The sequence below is a fragment of the Xenorhabdus taiwanensis genome (assembly GCF_036512875.1).
Lineage (GTDB): Bacteria > Pseudomonadota > Gammaproteobacteria > Enterobacterales > Enterobacteriaceae > Xenorhabdus > Xenorhabdus taiwanensis.
Genome location: NZ_AP028978.1, coordinates 358,932 through 383,255, shown reverse-complemented (window position 1 = coordinate 383,255; position 24,324 = coordinate 358,932). Strand labels below are relative to the sequence as shown.

14 protein-coding genes, 2 tRNA genes and 3 rRNA genes are annotated in these 24,324 nt (G+C 44.8%); 7 read left to right on the top strand and 12 right to left on the bottom strand.

Annotation, left to right across the window (positions count from 1 at the left end; genetic code table 11):
- Positions 1-6: 6 nt before the first annotated feature.
- Positions 7-1,638 (bottom strand): thioester reductase domain-containing protein, encoded by a 1,632-nt coding sequence (locus ACE1SE_RS01605; protein WP_374052365.1) that lies wholly within the window; start codon positions 1,636-1,638, stop codon positions 7-9.
- A 978-nt stretch (positions 1,639-2,616) separates the two neighbouring features.
- Between ACE1SE_RS01605 and glpT the strand changes: the two genes are divergently transcribed.
- Together glpT and glpQ are read left to right on the top strand one after the other, a co-directional pair.
- Positions 2,617-3,969, top strand: a complete 1,353-nt coding sequence (glpT, locus tag ACE1SE_RS01600; protein ID WP_374052364.1) for a glycerol-3-phosphate transporter — start codon at positions 2,617-2,619, stop codon at positions 3,967-3,969.
- Between the two features lie 568 nt (positions 3,970-4,537).
- Positions 4,538-5,614, top strand: a complete 1,077-nt coding sequence (gene glpQ, locus ACE1SE_RS01595; protein ID WP_374052363.1) for a glycerophosphodiester phosphodiesterase — start codon at positions 4,538-4,540, stop codon at positions 5,612-5,614.
- 126 nt (positions 5,615-5,740) lie between these two features.
- On the opposite strand, the gene tnpA is transcribed toward glpQ, so the two are convergent.
- Complete coding sequence (gene tnpA, locus ACE1SE_RS01590; RefSeq protein ID WP_099118097.1) at positions 5,741-6,196, bottom strand: IS200/IS605 family transposase; 456 nt, start codon at positions 6,194-6,196, stop codon at positions 5,741-5,743.
- A 216-nt stretch (positions 6,197-6,412) separates the two neighbouring features.
- The gene (gene epmA, locus ACE1SE_RS01585; protein ID WP_374052362.1) at positions 6,413-7,390 is read right to left on the bottom strand and encodes an elongation factor P--(R)-beta-lysine ligase; all 978 of its coding nucleotides are present in this window, start codon (positions 7,388-7,390) and stop codon (positions 6,413-6,415) included.
- Between the two features lie 586 nt (positions 7,391-7,976).
- Here epmA and frdA point away from each other — a divergent pair.
- Genes frdA through frdD form a run of 4 tightly spaced genes read left to right on the top strand, consistent with a single transcriptional unit; the run spans position 7,977 to position 11,281 of the window.
- Positions 7,977-9,773, top strand: a complete 1,797-nt coding sequence (gene frdA / locus ACE1SE_RS01580; protein ID WP_374052361.1) for a fumarate reductase (quinol) flavoprotein subunit — start codon at positions 7,977-7,979, stop codon at positions 9,771-9,773.
- On the top strand, positions 9,766-10,500 hold the full coding sequence (locus ACE1SE_RS01575; protein ID WP_374052360.1) for a succinate dehydrogenase/fumarate reductase iron-sulfur subunit: 735 nt from the start codon (positions 9,766-9,768) through the stop codon (positions 10,498-10,500). The genes frdA and ACE1SE_RS01575 overlap by 8 nt, the downstream gene beginning before the upstream one ends.
- A 15-nt stretch (positions 10,501-10,515) precedes the next feature.
- Positions 10,516-10,911 carry a fumarate reductase subunit FrdC gene (gene frdC, locus ACE1SE_RS01570; RefSeq protein WP_374052359.1) on the top strand — a complete coding sequence of 132 codons (396 nt, stop codon included), beginning with the start codon at positions 10,516-10,518 and terminating at the stop codon, positions 10,909-10,911.
- A 16-nt stretch (positions 10,912-10,927) separates the two neighbouring features.
- On the top strand, positions 10,928-11,281 hold the full coding sequence (gene frdD / locus ACE1SE_RS01565; protein ID WP_374052358.1) for a fumarate reductase subunit FrdD: 354 nt from the start codon (positions 10,928-10,930) through the stop codon (positions 11,279-11,281).
- Between the two features lie 81 nt (positions 11,282-11,362).
- On the opposite strand, the gene ACE1SE_RS01560 is transcribed toward frdD, so the two are convergent.
- From ACE1SE_RS01560 to ACE1SE_RS01545, 4 genes are all read right to left on the bottom strand, one after another.
- Positions 11,363-13,438, bottom strand: a complete 2,076-nt coding sequence (locus ACE1SE_RS01560; RefSeq protein WP_374052357.1) for a TonB-dependent receptor domain-containing protein — start codon at positions 13,436-13,438, stop codon at positions 11,363-11,365.
- A 97-nt stretch (positions 13,439-13,535) separates the two neighbouring features.
- Entirely contained in the window at positions 13,536-15,305 is a 1,770-nt protein-coding gene (locus ACE1SE_RS01555) for an acetyl/propionyl/methylcrotonyl-CoA carboxylase subunit alpha (protein WP_374052356.1), read from the bottom strand.
- A complete protein-coding gene (locus ACE1SE_RS01550; RefSeq protein WP_374052355.1) occupies positions 15,302-16,930 on the bottom strand; it encodes a 5-oxoprolinase subunit B/C family protein in 1,629 nt (542 codons plus the stop codon). Before ACE1SE_RS01550 ends, ACE1SE_RS01555 begins: the two co-directional genes overlap by 4 nt.
- Before the next feature lie 44 nt (positions 16,931-16,974).
- Positions 16,975-17,742: a LamB/YcsF family protein gene (locus tag ACE1SE_RS01545; RefSeq protein WP_374052354.1), complete on the bottom strand. Its 768-nt coding sequence runs from the start codon at positions 17,740-17,742 to the stop codon at positions 16,975-16,977.
- Positions 17,743-18,160: 418 nt separating this feature from the next.
- Here ACE1SE_RS01545 and ACE1SE_RS01540 point away from each other — a divergent pair, with 418 nt between their 5' ends.
- Positions 18,161-18,826, top strand: coding sequence for a GntR family transcriptional regulator (locus ACE1SE_RS01540; protein ID WP_374052353.1), 666 nt, complete (start codon positions 18,161-18,163; stop codon positions 18,824-18,826).
- A gap of 57 nt (positions 18,827-18,883) precedes the next feature.
- On the opposite strand, the gene rrf is transcribed toward ACE1SE_RS01540, so the two are convergent.
- The 5 genes from rrf to ACE1SE_RS01515 form a co-directional block, all read right to left on the bottom strand.
- Positions 18,884-18,999 (bottom strand): 5S ribosomal RNA (gene rrf, locus ACE1SE_RS01535).
- Between the two features lie 82 nt (positions 19,000-19,081).
- Positions 19,082-21,991 (bottom strand): 23S ribosomal RNA (locus ACE1SE_RS01530).
- A gap of 173 nt (positions 21,992-22,164) precedes the next feature.
- Positions 22,165-22,240: transfer RNA gene (locus ACE1SE_RS01525), tRNA-Ala, on the bottom strand.
- Positions 22,241-22,260: 20 nt separating this feature from the next.
- A tRNA-Ile gene (locus ACE1SE_RS01520) sits at positions 22,261-22,337 on the bottom strand.
- 70 nt (positions 22,338-22,407) lie between these two features.
- Positions 22,408-23,949 (bottom strand): 16S ribosomal RNA (locus ACE1SE_RS01515).
- Together the 16S, 23S and 5S rRNA genes with 2 tRNA genes alongside form the textbook arrangement of a ribosomal RNA operon.
- Positions 23,950-24,324: the final 375 nt, after the last annotated feature.

Here is a 24,324-nt window from a genome sequence, read left to right as displayed (position 1 = left end):
TGCTGATTAACCGTTCCATGATACAGCCTCCATCTTGAAAATTTCTGAAAGAGCTGCCGGTAAGAATCCGGTATCGATCAGATAACGTAATACTTGATGGATGTATCCAGCTGTAATTGTGGGGCAACGGATATGACTTCCCGCTAACCCCGCCAGCGTATTTTTCAGTTCCAACTCAGGGCAAAGTTCATCAACATAAGCCGGATCTAATGCACGATAAGGTCTTTCAGTCATCTCTCTGATCAGTGGGAGCAAGGGATATAATGGATGAGTATCATCTAGCGCCATGATCTTATCTTTACCCTCATTAAATGGCACAGGATTGAGGATATAACCAAAATCTTGCACCCAACCGAAAAATTGCCGGATAGAAACCTGCTTTGGATTGAACAGATTAAAGAATTTCCCATTGGACACCGCCTGTTTAGAGATATGCACCAGTGAAGCCGCCACATAATCCACCGGAACGATATCCAGCAATAAGGCATGGTCGGGATAAAAACCCATCGTCAAATAACCTTTCAAAGAGGCAATCAGATAATCATTAACCTGTGCCGCTCCTGTAAGGGTATGTCCGAGGATCAATCCTGGCCGATAAATGCTAACGGGAATTCCCCTTTGACGGGCAATATTAATGATCCCTTCAGATACCCATTTACTTCCTGAATAACCGGAAGGATCACAAACCGACTCACTCATGGCACGATCATCTTCCATATAGGGGCGAGGCGACTGCGTGGCATACAGTGCATTTACAGAGGAGACATAGTGAAAATGTTTTAAGCGCGCAGTACAGGTCAGTTCCAATGCTGTTCGGGTACTGTCAACGTTGATATTTTTCAGGGCACTATAAGGATAGATGAAATTAACCAACGCTCCGTTGTGGTAAATAACATCAACCTCTTCTGCCAGTTGCATCCATGACTCCGGTAATAAACCAAAACGCGGTTGTCCCAAATCACCGATAATAAAATCTACACGCTCAAGCCCGTTGCCCACATCAATGTGGTAATTTTTGAATCCAGACTTGATTCTTTCACGGGCATGTTCTGCATCAGATGCACGGCACAAGCAAATAATTCTGGCCGAGGTCTGTTTCAGTAACTGTTCCAGCAAGTGCAGCCCAAGATATCCGGTCGCACCTGTCAGTAATACTTTATCTGGCTGATACCAATTGGCATGAGTCAACCCATCAGGACAAACCTCTTCTTTTAGGTAAACATCATTCCTGAGTGTCTCAGCATGCTGACGAATTAACGCTTCACTATGGTATGTTCCTACAACCTGAGCAGGATTTGCCTGACGTTCAGCGAACATTTCATCCAGAATAGCGGCTATTCTGGCAACCGTCGGCTCAACATAGACGGCAGAAGCCGGAATCCTCAGTGAAAACGCTTTTTCAATGCATTGATCCAATTCACCAAATGTCAGCGTTTCATGGTGATCAGAAACAGCTATCTCATTGGATATACTTTTTTCCAACTCAGCTAACTGAGAAGGCTCGTTCTTAAACCACGGTGCTAGCTTTGCTGTTATATGACTGATATTACGATTAAATTCAGGTTCAACAGCAGGAAAATTCTTTTGCCCAGTAGTAAATGCTGTGTGTAATATTGCCTTGTGTGTGTAAGTATTCATAATGATGCTCTCATTCTGAGCCCCATTGGTTTCATCACTTTTCATGATGAATAGAGGCATCAGTGCTGGTAGTCGTTATCTTCCAGTTTTTGTCTGTATTCAGTATTCTCAAATACCTTACGTTGACACCAACTGGATTAGAAAAATAAATTGCAAAAATTTATTGCGAATTTAATAAATATATTAATTAGTATTAATTTGTAATCTTTTATTAATTAAACAATCAACTTAAATAAAGCCAATCATTATTTGGAAGACAGAATGTATTACGCCTATACAACCTGCAACCAAATTTAATTAACATACTGATATTATTATGTTTTATATCATAAAATAGTCATCAAACTCTGCATGAAAACTGCGATCATGAGCATGAATAACTATTTGTAGTAATATCTACCATTTTGAATTTTAATTTCAAACATTTTATTTATAACCACGTTATAAAAAACGCAAAGCATGTAAATAAAAACAAATCAGATGAATAAGTGAGAATGTTATTTAAAACACCATTAGGAAAATAGTACTACTTGTTAAAAACAACAGACAGAAAAATACCAACAGTTATTTATTAAATAACTTTTATAATAGGCACATTTGTGTGGGTTATATTTACTTGACTTTTTCATGGTTAATACATCAGACATATTCCCCTAATAATCATGAGCGTTTATTTGGTCGAGAATACATACAAACTTTAAACGTGCAAAAATAAAAAATAACCAAAAAGGCCTTTTCTTGTGACACTTATCACACTAATACAAATAAATTGTATTAAAAAAAAGTGCTAAATCACTCAAAATTATCGACTTTGCGAAATTATATCTATATGTTAGCGACACCTCACAGTCATACAAGGTTGTTTTCAGCTAATATTAGCTTCGATATAGAAAATAAATAGCTAAAATTTTTCGTTTAACGCCATCACTGTTTGATGGTGGTGATTCGCTCATACAAAAGTCACGTGGAGACAAAAATATGTTAAGTATTTTCAAGCCGGCGCCTCATAAGGCTCGGTTGCCTGCGCAGGAAATAGATCCACTCTATCGTCGCTTGCGCTGGCAAATTTTTATAGGGATCTTCTTCGGATATGCAGCTTACTACCTGGTAAGAAAAAACTTTGCTCTCGCCATACCTTCCTTGATCGAACAAGGCTTTTCTAAGGGGGATCTTGGCTTTGCCTTGTCAGGTATATCAATTGCGTACGGATTCTCAAAATTCATCATGGGTTCCGTTTCCGACCGCTCGAATCCACGTGTTTTCCTGCCCGCAGGTTTGATACTGGCGGCAATAGTGATGTTGATTATGGGCTTTGTGCCATGGGCTACTTCCAGCATTGCTATCATGTTTTCTCTGCTGTTCCTCTGCGGCTGGTTCCAGGGCATGGGTTGGCCTCCTTGTGGACGTACTATGGTTCACTGGTGGTCACAGAAAGAACGTGGTGGAATTGTTTCTGTCTGGAACTGTGCCCATAACGTTGGCGGAGGCGTGCCACCATTGCTGTTCATGTTGGGCATGGCCTGGTTCAATGACTGGAAGGCCGCGTTTTACATGCCAGCCTTTGCGGCTATCATCGTGGCAATCATCGTTTTCGCTTTAATGCGCGATACACCACAATCCTGTGGCTTACCAGCCATCGAGGAGTATAAAAACGACTATCCACCCGATTATACGGAAAAAAACGAAAAAGAACTGACAGCAAAAGAAATTTTCATGCAGTACGTTTTGCCGAACAAATTGTTATGGATGATCGCTGTTGCCAACGTATTCGTCTATTTACTGCGCTACGGTATTCTTGACTGGTCACCCACTTACTTGAAGGAAGTGAAAGACTTTACCATGGATAAGTCTTCCTGGGCTTACTTCCTGTATGAATACGCCGGCATCCCAGGTACGCTGCTATGTGGTTGGATGTCTGACAAAGTATTTAAAGGCAACCGTGGTGCCACTGGCGTATTCTTCATGACCCTTGTCACTATCGCTACTATCGTATTCTGGCTGAATCCAGAAGGTAACCCTGATATTGATATGCTCTGTATGCTGGTTATCGGCTTCCTGATTTACGGTCCAGTGATGCTAATCGGCCTGCACGCCCTGGAATTGGCTCCGAAAAAAGCAGCAGGAACAGCCGCCGGCTTTACCGGTCTGTTTGGCTACCTAGGTGGTTCAGTTGCGGCCAGTATCATCGTCGGCTATACCGTTGACTATTTCGGTTGGGACGGTGGCTTTATGGTTATGATCGGTGGTAGCATCCTCTCTGTTATTTTGCTGTTGTTTGTTATGTTAAGCGAAAGCAAACATAAACAGGAAATTGCTCGTCAAGGCCAGTGATTAACGGAAAGACACGGATCAATAACCCTACCAATCGCAGTACAATAGCGTTGTACTGCGATCTCACGGGTTATAGAGCAATGAAATATATTATAATATATTGCTGACTTTACTTATGAATATCTTCTTTATATCCATACTGTATTAACAGTCTTGTGATTTAGCACTTTCAAGATGTTCAATCTTAATCACAGGAATTACGAGAATATTAATATCATTATGCAATCCATATTTTACACATTTTATTCTCATATTATGTAAGCTAATGCTTTTCCATTAGCTCCTTCATTTGTAATAAAAAATTCATTCTATATTAGAATTTTGTTAATTTAATAACAGTCAGAATAAAACGGGATATAAACAGAACTTAGAGAAAATTTTTATGTCATAAAACTGTGACATACTGCTGATAAAACTAATATTCAGGATTGTGTTACGTCATTATTTTCTATAAAAATCGACTCGAATGATTATCCTATTTTTCTGGCGGCTGACGAAAAATCAGTAAGATGGTAAGTAACCTAATTTTTTTGTTTAAGACTTTTATTAGAATAAATGGAGAACCTCAATGCAGACCCCTATTAAGGCGATTATGGCCGGTATTCTGTTAGCATCATCCATGTCAAGCATTGCACATGCAGCAGATAAAATCGTTATCGCCCATCGTGGCGCCAGTGGTTATTTGCCTGAACATACATTACCTGCTAAAGCAATGGCCTATGCACAAGGTGCGGATTATCTTGAGCAAGATCTGGTCATGACCAAAGATGACCAGCTTATTGTACTGCACGATCACTATCTTGATCGCGTAACGGATGTCGCTGAACGTTTTCCAGACCGCGCCCGTGCTGATGGTCGCTATTATGCCATCGACTTTACCCTGCCAGAAATTAAGTCACTGAAATTTACTGAAGGTTTTGATATCAAGGATGGCAAAAAGATCCAAAGCTATCCTGGGCGTTTCCCAATGGGTAAATCAGATTTCCGCATCCATACCTTTCAGGAAGAGCTTGAGTTTATTCAAGGTCTGAATAAATCCACGGGCAAAGACATTGGCATTTATCCTGAAATCAAAGCACCGTGGTTCCATCGTCAAGAAGGCAAAGATATTACAAGCAAGGTGCTGGAAGTTCTGAAACAATATGGTTACACCAAAAAGAGCGATAAAGTTTATCTGCAATGTTTTGATGCCAATGAACTCAAGCGCATCAAAAATGAACTAGAACCGAAACTGGGAATGGATCTGAAACTGATTCAGCTTATTGCTTACACCGACTGGAAGGAAACGTACGAACAAAAATCAGATGGTACATGGCAGAATTATAGTTATGACTGGATGTTTAAACCTGGCGCGATGAAAGAAGTAGCGAAATATGCTGATGGAATTGGCCCTGATTACCATATGCTTATCGCCAGTGATTCTACGCCAAGCAACATTAAATTAACTGGCATGGTAAAAGAGGCTCACGCTAGTCATATGGCGGTACACCCATATACCATTCGTATCGATCAATTGCCAAAATATGCCACCAGCGGCAACCAATTGTTTGATATCGTTTTCGACAAAGCTAATGTCGATGGGGCCTTCACAGATTTCCCTGATTTAGCCGTGAAGTTCCTGAGAAAACATCACGAACATAAATAATCAGTGTAAATCATAACCACCCGTATAACGGGTGGTTTGCTCTTGCCCTATAAGGGCTTGTTACCGACTGCGCCTAAATGACGCTGCTTTCTCTTCGTTCAAGCTAAGTGTCTTTGCTGCTTTGGCCTACCCCTTGAAGGGGTCTACATGCTCTTTACTACTCAATTTATCCGAGATTAAATCCGACTTTTCTTGCTCTCTGATATACTTTTGAATTGTCGCTTCATTTAGCCCTACCGTACTGACATAGAACCCTTCCGCCCAAAACTTTCTGTTGCCAAATTTATATTTTAAATTGGCGTGTCTATCAAAGATCATCAACGAACTTTTACCCTTCAAATATCCCATAAAGCTTGAAACGCTTAGCTTTGGTGGAATACTCACCAACATATGAACATGATCTGGCATGAGATGACCTTCGATTATTTCCACACCTTTATACTTACAAAGGTCTCTGAGGATCTCTCCCACACTTGAACGAATATTATTAAAAATCACTTTCCGTCTATATTTCGGCGAAAAGACGATATGGTATTTACACAGCCACTTTGTATGCGCTGAGCTTTGTGCTTTAATGCCCATAAACACCTTTCCTTATTTGAGTTACGAGTATTAGCTTGAACATCTATATCGTAACGGAAAGGTGTTTTTCTTGGTATAACCTTTGAACTCCACCCGCAAAGCGGGTGGTTTTATGTTTAAGACGCTAACGCGACTTAAACTGGCTAAAGCCATAATAGCGTAGGGCAGTTCAGGACTGCCCTATAACTAATTAATTACATCAATTAAATGATTTTGTTACGAGATCCCCACAGGAAAAGCGATAACCTCACTAATCCGCTCAGCGCCCAATGCCAGCATAATCAAACGATCCACCCCTAATGCTACACCTGCACATTCAGGCATTCCGTGGGCAAGAGCAGCAAGCAAGTATTCATCAATTGGCTGCACCGGCAAGCCCATCTCTTCACGCTTACGGTTATCCTGTTCGAAACGAAGACGTTGTTCATTGCTGTCGGTCAGTTCCCGAAAGCCATTCGCCAACTCCATGCCTTTAAAATAGACTTCAAAACGCTCCGCAACACGGTGATCTCCCTTGCTGATTTCCGCCAATGCCGCTTGAGATGCTGGGAAATGATAGATAAACGTTGGTTTTTCAATACCAATCTGAGTTTCTACGCCCATAACAAACAGTAATTGCAATAAGGTATCCCGATCTTCTTCCTGATCAGCGATATTGCTGAGATCGAGTTTCGCCGCCACTTCACGCAATTTTTCTTTGCTTGCGGTGAGGGGGTCAATCTCCAGATATCGCATGAAAGCCTGTTGGTAAGAAAGCGACTCAGCACTTTCACAATCCAGAATCTGTTGCAACAGATCATCGACTTCATTCATCAGGCGATACATGTCGTAGTGGGGACGATACCATTCCAGCATGGTGAACTCTGGATTATGATGACGACCTGCTTCCTCATTGCGGAAACTTTTCCCCATCTGATAAATAGAACCGCTGCCGGCTGCCAGCAGACGTTTCATATGGTATTCAGGGCTAGTCATCAGGTACAGAGTCAAGCCATCCGCCGCTCCCGGCCCAACGAACTGTGTCTGGAAAGGTACCAGATGAACGTCGGTGACAGTCGCCTGACTCATGGCAGGCGTTTCAACTTCTAACACCCCACGATCTGCGAAAAAGCGCCGTATTTCTGCTAAAATCTCTGCCCTTTTCAATAAATTGGCGATAGGGGCACTTGGCTGCCAATTCGCGTTTTCGTTCATATTCCTATGACTCCAAAATAAAACAAAACGCGCAGTTTACCTTTATCAAGCGTACCAGACAATTCATTGTCCTCAATTTCTTCATGCCCTTATTCTTTATACACTTAATTTTTTAATTTTCAGCCTTGTTAACTATATTCGTTATCCATTTATTTATATTCAGAATATAGTGTTCATCTATAGTCAACCGTAGTTAAATCAAATGTTATTACAAAGTAAAGATACTATTATCTGTCAATCACATAAATATAAAAATTTAATTAAAATTATTTTTAATTATATATCTGTATTCTAATGTTCCATATCAATAAAAAAGGATTAACCATATAAAATTATAATAAAAACCATATTGTTATCCAAATTAATTAATTTCATTATTTAATTTTATATAAACCCTATTAATGAAGTCATGACCTCTATTAACATGCAACCTTAAAATAGGCAGAAATATGCGTTAGATCACATTTTACAGGTAAAAACCCGCAAAACCCGTATCCATATCAAATTTGCCTCCTACACTCTTCGCTATAATTAAACCATATAAAAAATAGTAGATTGACTTCCACTTGAACAATGGAGAAGAGCAGTGCAAACCTTCAATGTCGACCTCGCGATTATTGGAGCCGGCGGTGCTGGGCTACGAGCTGCCATCGCGGCGGCTGAAGCTAATCCCCAGATCAAAATCGCCTTGCTCTCAAAAGTTTACCCTATGCGTAGCCATACGGTAGCCGCAGAAGGCGGATCTGCCGCAGTTACTCAATCGCACGATTCCTATGATTTTCACTTCAATGACACGGTATCCGGTGGTGACTGGCTGTGTGAGCAAGATGTGGTTGAATATTTCGTCAAGCATTGCCCAACAGAAATGATCCAATTGGAGCAATGGGGCTGCCCATGGAGCCGCAAGAATGACGGCTCTGTGAACGTACGTCGTTTCGGGGGCATGAAAATTGAGCGCACATGGTTTGCCGCCGATAAAACGGGTTTCCACATGCTCCATACACTGTTCCAGACTTCACTTAAGTATCCACAAATCCAGCGCTTTGATGAGCATTTTGTCCTCGATATTTTAGTGGATGAAGGACAAGCACGCGGGTTAGTTGCGCTAAATATGATGGAAGGAACGAAAGTGCAAATCCGCGCTAATGCGGTCATTATGGCGACTGGCGGTGCCGGACGTGTATACCGCTATAACACGAATGGCGGCATTGTCACGGGTGATGGCATGGGAATTGCGTTCCGTCACGGTATACCATTACGCGATATGGAATTTGTGCAATATCACCCAACCGGCCTGCCGGGTTCCGGTATTTTGATGACCGAAGGCTGTCGTGGTGAAGGCGGGATTCTAGTGAACAAAGATGGCTATCGTTATCTACAAGATTATGGCCTGGGGCCAGAAACGCCACTTGGACATCCTGAAAACAAATATATGGAATTAGGCCCACGTGACAAAGTGTCTCAGGCGTTCTGGCATGAATGGCGGGCAGGCCGCACCATCCCAACGCCGCGTGGCGATGTAGTACATCTGGATTTGCGTCATTTAGGTGAGAAAAAGCTGCTCGAACGTCTGCCATTTATCTGTGAGCTGGCAAAAGCCTATGTCGGGGTTGATCCGGTCAAAGAACCAATCCCTGTTCGTCCAACTGCACATTACACGATGGGCGGAATCGAAACGAATCAACAGGGTGAAACTCGCATCAAAGGGTTGTTCGCTATCGGTGAATGCTCTTCTGTTGGCTTGCATGGTGCAAACCGCCTCGGCTCTAACTCGCTGGCTGAATTAGTTGTCTTTGGCCGCCTGGCCGGTGAAGAAGCAGTCAAACATATCCAGGAAGTGAAACCCGCCAATAATAGCGTATTGGATGCTCAATCTCGTGATGTTGAAGATAAACTCAATAAGTTGCTGAATCAGAAAGGCGGCGAAAACTGGGCGAAAATCCGTGATGAACTGGGAACTTCAATGGAAGAAGGCTGTGGAATTTATCGTACACCAGCGCTGATGCAAAAAACCATCGATAAAATTGCCGAACTGAAAGAACGCTTCAGACATATCGAAATTAGCGACCGTTCCAGTGTATTCAATACCGATCTGCTCTACACCATTGAATTAGGATTTGGTTTGGACGTCGCTGAATGTATGGCGCATTCCGCCATGAATCGCAAAGAATCCCGCGGCGCCCACCAACGCCTTGATGAAGGCTGTACCGAACGTGATGATGAGAACTTCCTGAAACATACACTGGCGTTCTATAACCCAGAGGGAGCACCACGTCTGGAATACAGTGATGTGAAGATCACCAAATCTCAACCAGCGAAACGTGTCTATGGAGGCGAAGCAGCTGCACAAGAGCAGAAACAGAAGGAGCAAGCGAATGGCTGAGATGAACAATCTGAAAATGGAAGTTATGCGCTATAACCCGGAAATTGACAGTGACCCCCATTTCGTCACTTATGAAGTGCCTTACGATGAGCAAACTTCACTGCTGGATGCACTGGGTTATATCAAGGACAATCTGGCGCCTGACCTCGCTTACCGCTGGTCCTGCCGTATGGCAATCTGTGGTTCCTGCGGCATGATGGTAAACCGTGTACCAAAACTGGCCTGTAAAACGTTCCTGCGCGATTATGCTCAAGGAATGAAAGTCGAAGCACTAGGCAATTTCCCCATTGAGCGGGATTTGGTTGTGGATATGACTCACTTTATTGAAAGCCTAGAAGCTATTAAGCCTTATATTATTGGCAACGATCGTAAACCCACCGATGGCCCGAATGTGCAGACACCTGCCCAGATGGCAAAATATCATCAGTTTTCCGGTTGTATCAACTGTGGCCTGTGCTATGCCGCCTGCCCTCAATTTGGCTTAAATCCTGAGTTCATTGGGCCTGCCGCGGTCACGCTGGCACACCGCTATAACCTTGATAACCGCGATCACGGTAAGAAAGAACGGATGCCGCAAATCAACAGCGATAATGGCGTCTGGTCTTGTACTTTTGTCGGTTACTGCTCTGAAGTGTGTCCGAAACATGTTGATCCTGCTGGTGCAATTCAACAGAGCAAGGCAGAAAGCGCCAAAGATTTCCTTATCTCCATGCTGAAACCACAATGAAGGAAGGAGAGAGTAATGACGACAAAACGTAAGCCTTATGTGCGTAGTATGGAATCTCATTGGTGGCGTAAACTGGGTTTTTATCGCTTCTATATGTTACGTGAAGGGACAGCCATCCCCACCGTTTGGTTCAGTGTCTTAGTACTTTATGGTCTATTTGCCCTGAAAGGTGGCCCTGAAAGCTGGGCGGGGTTTGTCTCTTTTCTGCAAAATCCATTGGTGCTGCTGATTAATATCATCACCCTGCTGGCTACATTACTGCATACCAAAACCTGGTTTGAGCTGGCTCCCAAGGCACTCAATATCATCGTTAAGAATGAGAAAATGTCACCAGAGCCGATTATCAAGCTGCTATGGGCAATCACGATTATTGCTACCGTCGTTATCCTCGGCATAGCCCTGTTTTTCTGACCCCAAGGAGGATTTGATGAATCAAGTACCTAAGCGTTCCAATGAGCCGATTTTCTGGGGGCTGTTTGGTGCCGGCGGCATGTGGAGCGCGATTGTTGGGCCAGCAATTATTCTGCTGCTGGGTATCTTACTGCCACTGGGATTAGCCCCAGAAGCGCTTTCTTATGAACGTATCCTGACATTTTGCCAGAGTTTTATTGGTCGCATCTTTTTACTGCTGATGATTAGCTTGCCTTTATGGTGTGGTTTGCACCGCCTGCATCACGGTATGCACGATCTGCAAATCCAGGTTCCCGCCAGTAAGTGGGTGTTTTATGGTGCCGCCGCGATTTTGACTGTTATTGCTTTAATTGGGATTTTTACGCTGTAATTGTGAATTGGAAAATAATCTTAGGAAAAAGTCTGCGGATAAACCGCAGACTTGTTACAAAAGGTATTTAAGGCATTTCCATTAGAATTTATAAGAAATTGTCGCTTTATATGTGCGGCCTTTTTCTTCTTGTCCCTGGTAAGTCTTCAGATAATAAGAATGTTCGTTGTGACGTTTATCGAAGATATTATCAATGCCCAACTGGAGTTCGGTATTTTTGAATGCTCCGGTTTTTGGCGCCCAAGAGACATACATATTACTTACGCCATATCCAGATTTATGTATACCGACAATCTTGTTTTTCTCTGGACCTTTGGAATTTTTTGCCATAACAAAGCGAGTATTCCAGCCGAGTTCAATATCTGTTTTATCAAACAGATAACTACCGCCCACAGTGATAGAATCACCCACTGACGGTTCAAACTCTAACCCTCTGGTAAAGGATTTATCAAGCAGCTCATTACCTTCAATAATCTTGTTATTGACTTTGGCATATGTGGCTTTTAAAGACAAATTATCCAGTTTATAGCCAGTCGCTAATTCAAATCCTTGCAGTCTGGCTTTCGGGATATTATGTAATTCATTCTTGGCTAAAGTTGTAGACAGGTTTTTAAAGTTTGTTTGGAATACTTTACCTGATACAACCAGCGAGTCATTGTCAGCAAAGACACCAGGATAAGTACCTGCCAATCCTGTTTCCAGGTTGTAACCGGTTGTGGCTTGCAGGTTATTGCTATGGTTGGAGAATCCCATCAGCTCTTTGCCCAATGGACCTCTAAAGAGTTCGGTATAATTGGCAAATAATGTTGTGGATGCCCCAAGCTCGTATTTCAAACCGAGTGCTTTTGAGAAGCGAGCATAAGTTCTCTCAAACGATTCATCCTGTTTATTAATCGTATGGTATTTATAGTGATCCCATCTGATACCCGGTATGACATGAAAATCAGCAAGCTGGATATCATCTTCTAAATAAACAGATGATGAGTTTGCTTTTTCCACTTCTTTCTTATAAATATTCTTTTCTGCCTTCGTGTACCTCATTCTGGTATCGAAATATTCATATCCATAAGTTAAAGAATGGGATAGCTTCTGAGTATCAAAACTAGAGGTATTACGAACCTTAATACCTTGGGTTTCAACATTGCTATTGAATCCCCCTCCATTTCCATTTGCAGGCTTCATATGGGTAGAGGTTTGTTCAGTATGATAAGCGGATAATTTTAAATCAATCAGGTCATTATCGACTGGCGTGTATCCATAAATGATATTATGGGTATCACGGTCAATGGCATATTTCGCTTTATTTCCGTTATTGACATCCTGTCCAAAATTCAATCTAAAGCTAGTTACTGCATCATTTTTATAATGTTCTTTTGATACATTAATATACTGCTCATCTGTCAGATTAAATTTCACTTTTAATAGGTAGTTGAATAACCTTCCATCGGTCGGAATTGAATCTCGCCCGCTATTATCCCTGCCAGATTTAGAGTCGTGCATATTGCGATGGGTAAAGTAACCTAATAAATCAGCAGCACCCAATCGACCATAAGCTGCTAAGGATTGTTGGAATTCAGAACCATTACTTGAGTAGTTTAATTTTCCTTTAGCACCAAAGAGTTGCCCTGGCTCTAACAGATCACCGGCATCGACAGTCTCAAATTTTAATGCACCACCAATAGCACCAGTGTCGTAGGTAATACTGTTACTGCCGACTTTGATATCAACTTGCTTTAGCATTTCAGGGTCGATGCCGTAGTTTCCTGAATGGTGGAAGTGATAGCCTTCCTGCCTTGCGCCATCAATCGTTACGTTGATGAATTGATCATCCATACCACGAATTTTGAAGCGTTGCCCTAACGCGCTAGGGTGACCGGCTTGTACGCCCGGTACATTCTTTAAAATCTCACCGACACTTTGTGCTTGTTTAACCCTGATTTCATTACGACTGACTTTTCTATCTTCTGGTGAAGATTGAGCATTATTATCCGCAATAACAACCAGTGTATCGCTAGTACTAGTCGATTTCTTAGTCGTATTTTCAGCATTTGCAAATGCATTGGTAGAGATAGCGACTGTCAGCATAGATGCGGACATCAAAGGAACACACAGGCCACTTTTCGCCAGGCTAGCGTAAATTTTGGTAATTTTAGACATTTATTTTCAAGCAAAAATACTATTGAGAAGCATTATTATTTACATTTCCAAGGGAAATGTAAATAACTTTAAAGACGAGCATGGGGTACATTAATGACTACTCTATGTTAGCCAAGGCACTTCCTGCATCCTGATAATCCCCAGTCTGGGAACAGAATGTGATTTTTCCTGAACGATGAGCATTGATTTGTACTTCCATTTTCATGGCTTCCATCACTGCAATCACGTCGCCTTCACTGACTTGCTCACCTTCTTTAACCATCCAACAATGCAGGACACCGGAAATAGGGGTTTTTACCTGACGGGGATCTTCCGGCAGTTTTTCCTTTATGACAGACGGCGAAAACGTCTGTTCACCCACAGGGGATAAATGTGCCAATAAATCCAATGGTAATCCCAATTCATGCCTGCGGCCATCAATCTCAATAAAAGTGCGGGTAATATTTTTATCTTCAAGCGGAAACTGACGTAATGAAGCCTCTAGTTCATTCACAAAATCTGTTTCAATCCAGCGGGTATGGACATTAAATCTATCACCAGAAATAAAATCAGGATGCTCTATTACCGCTTGATGGAAAGGCAAAACGGAGGCTACACCACAGATCTTAAATTCTTTTAATGCCCGACGTGCCCGAACAATGGCCTGTTCTCGGGTCGCCCCTGTGACAATTAATTTTGCTATTAATGAATCAAAGGTTGCCGGAATTGTAGAGCCATTAATCACACCAGAGTCCAGACGAATACCAGGACCAGCAGGCGGAATAAATTCGGTGATTGTGCCAGATGTTGGCAAGAAACCTTTAGCCGCATCTTCCGCATTAATACGAAATTCAAACGAATGCCCTCTTGGGGTGGGCGTTTCCTGAATGCTTAATGGATGACCTTCCGCTATCCGTAACTGTTCGATAACCAGATCAATGCCCGTTGTCTCTTCTGTCACAGGATGTTCCACTTGTAAGCGAGTATTTACTTCCAAGAAAGAAAGTGAGCCATCTGCACTCAGTAAAAACTCTACTGTGCCAGCTCCTACATAATTGGCTTCTGCACAAATGGCTTTTGCTGACTGATGAATACGTTCTCTTTGTTCCTGGGTTAAAAATGGTGCAGGCGCTTCTTCAACTAACTTTTGGTTACGACGCTGCAAAGAGCAGTCACGAGTACCAAGTACTACAACATTACCCTGTTTATCCGCAATGACCTGTGCTTCAATATGGCGTGGTTTATCCAAAAATTGCTCAATAAAACATTCGCCACGACCAAATGCCGCTGTCGCCTCACGTACTGCGGAGTGATAAAGTTCTGCAACTTCATCTATGCGCCAGGCAACTTTCAAACCTCGTCCACCCCCACCAAAAGCCGCTTTGATGGCAATCGGTAAGCCATGCTGTTCCGCAAAAGCAATAACCTCCTGTACATTTTTGACTGGCTCTGATGTCCCGACAACCAACGGTACCCCCACTTTCTGCGCTATCTTACGCGCCTTAACCTTGTCTCCCAGCTCATCAATCGTTTCAGGGTTAGGGCCAATCCAAATTAAGCCAGCCTCAATCACTGCTTGAGCAAATTCCGCTCGCTCAGACAAAAAACCGTAACCAGGATGCACCATGGTTGCTCCGGACCTCTTCGCTACATCCAGCAAACGAGGAATATTGAGGTAAGTTTCTGTAGAGCTATTTCCTCCTAAAGCATAAGCCTCATCAGCCAGTTGAACGTGTTGTGCGTTGATATCGGCGTCCGCATAGACAGCGACAGCCTGTACGCCATAATCGCGGCAAGCTCGAATGATCCGCACAGCAATCTCTCCACGGTTGGCAATCAGCACTTTCTTATTAATCTTATTATTTAAATTGTTCACAGTGGTGTTCATGGCAAATCATTACTCCCTTGAATTTCATGGAATTGACTGATGGGATTGAACCGAATTTTGGCATTGATAGGGATCTGGCCAGCAAGATCGAGATGATAATCTGCGACTGAGGCAATAACTGGATACCCTCCAGTCAATGGATGGTCAGCTAAAAAGAGTACCGGTTGCCCACTGGCTGGAATTTGGATCGACCCTGAGCATGTTCCTTCGCTAGGGAGTTCCTGTAACTTAATTCGCGATAGTGAGCACTCACCATTTAGTCTCAAACCAATTCGATTGGATTGAAGTGTTACCTGCCAAATTTGTTTACTCAATAAGTCGATGGATTCTTGCGTAAACCAATCAGTACGCGGGCCAAATATGATATCCAATATTACAATTTCATCTTTATTTGGCATGTCAAAAGCTGGAGTTTCAGAAACAGATATCGCGGCACAGTGGGATGTTTCACCGATAACTAATTTATCATTCATTTTCAACGGAGCAGGTCCAATATTGGACAAAGTATCAAACGAATGACTGGATAAAATAGTTGAAACAGTAAAACCTCCGCGCACCGATAAATAAGAACGCATACCAGCTACAGGCACACCCAACGAAATTTCGTCACCATCGTTTAAATCAATTAGTTGGTAAGTATTCACATGGAATATTTCACCTGATGGCGTTTTTATTTTTATTGGACAGGGCGCTCCCGTAATTGCAACCAGTATCTGTCCATATGCGATCGCCTTAAACCCGCCCTGAACGATTTCCAGACAAGCCTGATCAGAGGGATTACCAACAATACGGTTTGCACTGCGTAAGGCACTTTTATCCATTGCACCCGATTCTGAGATCCCCAATTTTGCCAGTCCAACCCGCCCCAGATCTTGAAATAAGGTTTGTAATCCCACAGATAAAATTTCCAGATAACAGGTAACCGATGGAGCAGAGGCGATGTTACTGTCCGGTGTTTCAAGCGGATTAGTTTCGGGTGAATTCATTTCAGGTAAACTAATTGTTGTAGGATGACGCCCAGCATCTCGGAAGTTAACACGATAACCCGGCTGCAATAAGGCCGGAGATGGACGGGAAAGATCCCACATACGCTCGGTTGTAATACCGATAAGCTGCCATCCTCCGGGGCTTGCTTGCGGATAGATGCTGCTGAATTCCCCCGCTAATGCAACAGCACCTGCCGGAATGCGCGTTCTAGGGGTTTTGCGACGAGGTATATTCCATTGCGAGGTATTCGATACCATATAGGCAAACCCAGGGGCAAATCCAGTGAAGGCTACGGTATATTCATTTTCGGTATGTTGCTGAATAACCTCCTGAACGGTACATCCCAATATTTCCGCAACCAGTGCGAGATCATCACCGTTGTAATGCACAGGAATTTCTATGCTTTTTCCTGTTGTATGACTGCGCTCTTGCAAATCTCGGCTACTGATTTCTGTCACCAATTGTTGGATTGATATTTTTGTCGGCCGAAAACGAACCATCAGCGTTCTCGCCGCCGGAATAATTTCTTCAACCCCAAAAATAGGTGACATATTCAGTGAATCAAGCAGAGCCAGTGTTTCTGCCAATCCACTCAATTCAACCATTATGTTATTGTTATTAACAGGTAAAAAACGCAAGGCTATCTCCCCAAATGACTAACCATATTAATGCGATCCCATACTTATGAATGAACAAATGGCTGAATGGTAATTCCCTCCTGCTGCAAAACTGTTTTTACCTGTTTTGCCATCACTACCGCACCTGGAGTATCACCATGCACACAAATTGAATCCGCCTGAATAGGGGTAAATTTGCCATCAATTGACTCAACGCCCCCTTCTGTCACCAGTTGCAACATGCGTTGAGCAACGAGATCGGCATCATGCAAAACAGATCCCGTTTCACGACGGGAGACTAACTCCCCTTGTGAGGTATAAGCACGATCAGCAAATGCTTCAGCTATAGTTCTCAACCCGTTTTCCTGAGCTAATTTGAGAATGTTTGATCCCGCCAAACCAACCAATACAAGGTTGGGATCTATTGCCAGAATTCCTTCAATAACAGCAATTGCCTGATATTCATCACTCGCTATCGTGTTATAAAGCGCGCCATGAGGTTTGACATAACTCACTTTAGTACCTGCCGCCGCAGCCAATCCTTGTAAGGCACCAATCTGGTAAATAACATCAGCGGTAAGTTCATGATTGGCTATATCCATTTTACGTCGCCCAAAGCCAACCAAATCGGAATAAGAAACATGGGCTCCTACTGCTACATTATTTCTCTGTGCTGATCTCAATACTTGCAAAATTCCAACCGGATCACCCGCATGAAAACCACAGGCAACGTTAGCACTACTAACGATCCCCAATATTTCTTCATCGTTTCCCATGCGCCATTGACCAAAACTTTCACCAAGATCACTATTTAAATCGATCGTTTTTATCATGATGATTCCCTTAAGCTGATTTTAAAAACTCCAAGATTTAACCGACAGACATGCCCCCCATGTACCACGTAAAAATATAACTTATTGTTTTTTAACAAAAAATATATCATTGTGAAACTAAAGAAGTGGATTGTTTGATTAAAATGAATATATTGTTGAACAATAAATAAGACCTGCTGAGGAAATAAGCAAACAAATTTATATTATCGATCTTCAAAATCTAATAGAGATCACTTTATTAACATTTTTCGTTGGATTTATCGTCAAGATGCACAATTTAGGTGTAATAAACACAATCATATTGCCCTATATTGGTTCGATAGTTGTAACTTGCTGGTCATCGGGGAATATGTGAAGATTCGCTTTCGTATACGCTTTAAAGGTGTTTGTTATCAGCCATTAAATCTAACGGATGACTATGAAAAAAAACCATTCTCCCCAAATTTTGAGCAAAAGAATCGCTGAAACCATCAGAAATAAATTGGTTGTTGGGGAGTTATTACCTGGACAACGACTATCAGAAGCTGCGTTGAGTGAACAGCTTGAAATTTCACGAAATACATTACGTGAAGTGTTCCGTCTTCTCACGCAAGAAGGATTGCTGAAACATGAACCTAATCGTGGCGTGTTTGTTGCGACTCCCGATATCGCATCCATTATTGATATCTATCGAGTTCGGCAGTTAATTGAATGTCAGGCGCTTGTTCAGGCTTATTCAATGCACCCTAGTGTTGCCAAAATGAAACAAGCCGTTGAAGCCGCTAAACAATGCCGTGAGCAACAAGATTGGATTGGTGCTGGAACAGAAAATATGCACTTTCATGCCGCGATCGTAGAATTAACTGATAGTGATAGACTGATCGCTTTCTATCACAATATCTCGGCAGAACTGCGTCTGGCTTTTGGTATCTTAAATGATCCTGAGCTTTTGTATGCACCTTATATCGATAAGAACGCACATATTCTGGAACTACTCAATTCAGGGAAAAATGAACAAGCCGCTAAGACAATGAAAAATTATCTGGAATTATCAGAAAGGGCGATATTGGCCGCTTATACACGTAAAAATAACCAAATATCCTAAAAAAATTAAACGCAAAAAAGCCATCCGGTAAGGGATGGCTTCTCTGACTGATTGAATGTCTGGCAGTGCCCTACTCTCACATGGGGAGACCCCACACTACCATCGGCGCTACGGCGTTTCACTGCTGAGTTCGGCATGGGGTCAGGTGGGACCACCGCGCTATTGCCGCCAGACAAATCCTGTTTTCAATCCCGAACAAGCTGTTTTTATCCTGAAACTTTTCTCTCTCTCACCCCAAAACACCTTCGGTGTTGTCAGGTTAAGCCGCACGGTTCATTAGTACTGGTTAGCTCAACGTCTCGCAACGCTTACACACCCAGCCTATCTACGTCCTCGTCTCGAACGTTCCTTCAGTGTCCTCAAGGGACAAGGGAAGACTCATCTTAAGGCAAGTTTCCCGCTTAGATGCTTTCAGCGGTTATCTCTTCCGCACTTAGCTACCGGGCAGTGCCATTGGCATGACAACCCGAACACCAGTGGTGCGTCCACTCCGGTCCTCTCGTACTAGGAGCAGCCCCTTGCAATCTTCCAACGCCCACGGCAGATAGGGACCGAACTGTCTCACGACGTTCTAAACCCAGCTCGCGTACCACTTTAAATGGCGAACAGCCATACCCTTGGGACCTACTTCAGCCCCAGGATGTGATGAGCCGACATCGAGGTGCCAAACACCGCCGTCGATATGAACTCTTGGGCGGTATCAGCCTGTTATCCCCGGAGTACCTTTTATCCGTTGAGCGATGGCCCTTCCATTCAGAACCACCGGATCACTATGACCTGCTTTCGCACCTGCTCGAGCCGTCACTCTCGCAGTCAAGCTGGCTTATGCCATTGCACTAACCTCCTGATGTCCGACCAGGATTAGCCAACCTTCGTGCTCCTCCGTTACGCTTTGGGAGGAGACCGCCCCAGTCAAACTACCCACCAGACACTGTCCGCAACCCGGATAACGGGCCTGCGTTAGAACATCAAACATTCAAGGGTGGTATTTCAAGGATGGCTCCGTGCAGACTGGCGTCCACACTTCACAGCCTCCCACCTATCCTACACATCAAGGCTCAAGGTTCAGTGTCAAGCTATAGTAAAGGTTCACGGGGTCTTTCCGTCTTGCCGCGGGTACACTGCATCTTCACAGCGAGTTCAATTTCACTGAGTCTCGGGTGGAGACAGCCTGGCCATCATTACGCCATTCGTGCAGGTCGGAACTTACCCGACAAGGAATTTCGCTACCTTAGGACCGTTATAGTTACGGCCGCCGTTTACTGGGGCTTCGATCAAGAGCGTCGCCTTGCGGCTAACCCCATCAATTAACCTTCCAGCACCGGGCAGGCGTCACACCGTATACGTCCACTTTCGTGTTTGCACAGTGCTGTGTTTTTATTAAACAGTTGCAGCCAGCTGGTATCTGCGACTGGCCTCGGCTCCAAAAGCAAGTTTCTTCACCTAACGCCAGCGTGCCTTCTCCCGAAGTTACGGCACCATTTTGCCTAGTTCCTTCACCCGAGTTCTCTCAAGCGCCTGAGTATTCTCTACCTGACCACCTGTGTCGGTTTGGGGTACGATTAACAATAATCTGAAGCTTAGGGGCTTTTCCTGGAAGCGGGGCATCAGCAACTTCCGCACCGTAGTGCCTCGTCATCGTGCCTCAGCGTAACGGATAACCGGATTTGCCTGGTTATCCCGCCTACACACTTAAACCGGGACGACCGTCGCCCGGCTTGCCTAGCCTTCTCCGTCCCCCCATCGCAATTATTGCCAGTACAGGAATATTAACCTGTTGCCCATCGACTACGCTTTTCAGCCTCGCCTTAGGGGTCGACTCACCCTGCCCCGATTAACGTTGGACAGGAACCCTTGGTCTTCCGGCGAGCGGGTTTTTCACCCGCTTTATCGTTACTTATGTCAGCATTCGCACTTCTGATACCTCCAGCAAACCTCACAGTTCACCTTCAACGGCTTACAGAACGCTCCCCTACCCAACAACATATTCATGTCGCTGCCGCAGCTTCGGTGCATGGTTTAGCCCCGTTACATCTTCCGCGCAGGCCGACTCGACCAGTGAGCTATTACGCTTTCTTTAAATGATGGCTGCTTCTAAGCCAACATCCTGGCTGTCTGAGCCTTCCCACTTCGTTTCCCACTTAACCATGACTTGGGGACCTTAGCTGGCGGTCTGGGTTGTTTCCCTCTTCACGACGGACGTTAGCACCCGCCGTGTGTCTCCCGTGATAACATTCTTCGGTATTCGCAGTTTGCATCGGGTTGGTAAGTCGGGATGACCCCCTAGCCGAAACAGTGCTCTACCCCCGAAGATGAGTTCACGAGGCGCTACCTAAATAGCTTTCGGGGAGAACCAGCTATCTCCCGGTTTGATTGGCCTTTCACCCCCAGCCACAAGTCATCCGCTAATTTTTCAACATTAGTCGGTTCGGTCCTCCAGTTAGTGTTACCCAACCTTCAACCTGCCCATGGCTAGATCACCGGGTTTCGGGTCTATACCCTGCAACTTAACGCCCAGTTAAGACTCGGTTTCCCTGCGGCTCCCCTATGCGGTTAACCTTGCTACAGAATATAAGTCGCTGACCCATTATACAAAAGGTACGCAGTCACCCTGATAAATCAGGGCTCCCACTGCTTGTACGTACACGGTTTCAGGTTCTCTTTCACTCCCCTCGCCGGGGTTCTTTTCGCCTTTCCCTCACGGTACTGGTTCACTATCGGTCAGTCAGGAGTATTTAGCCTTGGAGGATGGTCCCCCCATATTCAGACAGGATACCACGTGTCCCGCCCTACTCATCGAACTCACAGCCTGTGTCTCTTCGTGTACGGGACTGTCACCCTTTACTGTGCGCCTTTCCAGACGCTTCCACTGACACACAAACTGATGATGGTTCTGGGCTCCTCCCCGTTCGCTCGCCGCTACTGGGGGAATCTCGGTTGATTTCTTTTCCTCGGGGTACTGAGATGTTTCAGTTCCCCCGGTTCGCCTCCTTACCCTATGGATTCAGGTAAGGATGGTGCAACGGATTGCACCGGGTTTCCCCATTCGGACATCGCCGGCTGATAGCGCTTCATATCAGCTCACCGGCGCTTTTCGCAGATTAGCACGTCCTTCATCGCCTCTGACTGCCTAGGCATCCACCGTGTACGCTTAGTCGCTTAACCTCACAACCCGAAGGTGTCTTCAGATTGGAGGGGTTGAGAGACTCATCAATGTTATCGTTCAACAACATCGATTGTTTCAAATTTTCAGCTTGTTCCAGATTGTTAAAGAGCATAAATTTCACAACACACTGTCTTTAATGTGTTCTGAAATCTTTTTTTAGTCAGAAGAGTCATGGTGGAGCTAAGCGGGATCGAACCGCTGACCTCCTGCGTGCAAGGCAGGCGCTCTCCCAGCTGAGCTATAGCCCCATTGAACCGGACAGAAAAATTGGTAGGCCTGAGTGGACTTGAACCACCGACCTCACCCTTATCAGGGGTGCGCTCTAACCACCTGAGCTACAAGCCTATTCCGTTCCTGTCTCTTCTTCTCTATATCAGACAATCTGTGTGAACACTCACATTTCACCATCTTAGGTTAAGGAGGTGATCCAACCGCAGGTTCCCCTACGGTTACCTTGTTACGACTTCACCCCAGTCATGAATCACAAAGTGGTCAGCGCCCTCCTAAAGGTTAAGCTACCGACTTCTTTTGCAACCCACTCCCATGGTGTGACGGGCGGTGTGTACAAGGCCCGGGAACGTATTCACCGCAGCATTCTGATCTGCGATTACTAGCGATTCCGACTTCATGGAGTCGAGTTGCAGACTCCAATCCGGACTACGACAGACTTTATGAGGTCCGCTTGCTCTCGCGAGGTCGCTTCTCTTTGTATCCGCCATTGTAGCACGTGTGTAGCCCTACTCGTAAGGGCCATGATGACTTGACGTCATCCCCACCTTCCTCCGGTTTATCACCGGCAGTCTCCCTTGAGTTCCCACCCGAAGTGCTGGCAACAAAGGATAAGGGTTGCGCTCGTTGCGGGACTTAACCCAACATTTCACAACACGAGCTGACGACAGCCATGCAGCACCTGTCTCACGGTTCCCGAAGGCACTTCCGCATCTCTGCAGAATTCCGTGGATGTCAAGAGTAGGTAAGGTTCTTCGCGTTGCATCGAATTAAACCACATGCTCCACCGCTTGTGCGGGCCCCCGTCAATTCATTTGAGTTTTAATCTTGCGACCGTACTCCCCAGGCGGTCGATTTAACGCGTTAGCTCCGGAAGCCACAGCTCAAGGCCACAACCTCCAAATCGACATCGTTTACAGCGTGGACTACCAGGGTATCTAATCCTGTTTGCTCCCCACGCTTTCGCACCTGAGCGTCAGTCTTCGTCCAGGGGGCCGCCTTCGCCACCGGTATTCCTCCACATCTCTACGCATTTCACCGCTACACATGGAATTCTACCCCCCTCTACGAGACTCTAGTCAACCAGTCTTAGATGCCATTCCCAGGTTAAGCCCGGGGATTTCACATCTAACTTAATTGACCGCCTGCGTGCGCTTTACGCCCAGTAATTCCGATTAACGCTTGCACCCTCCGTATTACCGCGGCTGCTGGCACGGAGTTAGCCGGTGCTTCTTCTGCGGGTAACGTCAATCGCAGGGTGTCTTCGACCCTGCGCCTTCCTCCCCGCTGAAAGTACTTTACAACCCGAAGGCCTTCTTCATACACGCGGCATGGCTGCATCAGGCTTGCGCCCATTGTGCAATATTCCCCACTGCTGCCTCCCGTAGGAGTCTGGGCCGTGTCTCAGTCCCAGTGTGGCTGGTCATCCTCTCAGACCAGCTAGGGATCGTCGCCTAGGTGAGCCGTTACCCCACCTACTAGCTAATCCCATCTGGGTTCATCCGATGGCGTGAGGCCCGAAGGTCCCCCACTTTGCTCCCAAGAGGTTATGCGGTATTAGCCACCGTTTCCAGTGGTTATCCCCCTCCATCGGGCAGATCCCCAGACATTACTCACCCGTCCGCCGCTCGCCGGCAGGAAAGCACGCTTTCCCCCGCTGCCGCTCGACTTGCATGTGTTAGGCCTGCCGCCAGCGTTCAATCTGAGCCATGATCAAACTCTTCAATTAAAAGTTTGATGCTCAAAGAATTCTACTGTTAGTTCGTAATGAATTAACTGTCAGTCACTCTTCAAGACTTTAAATCTTTTTGCCTTTCGGCTTGGATAAGTGTCTTGCGAGTGCCCACACAGATTGTCTGATTAATTTGTTAAAGAGCGTTGGCAACCGGAAGTCTCTTCCGGGTTGCGAGGCTGCGTATCTTACGCTTTTCGCCGCCAGAGTCAAGCGCTTATTTTCGCTTTTCTCTCCCCGTCCTGCGCGGCCTGTTTCAGCGCTGCGTCGGTCAGTGGTGGCGCATTATAGGGGGTTTTACGGCGCTGACAAGAGTTTTTTTTGAAATAATTATCGTTTGATTAATCACACAGCAAAACGCGACCTTATACC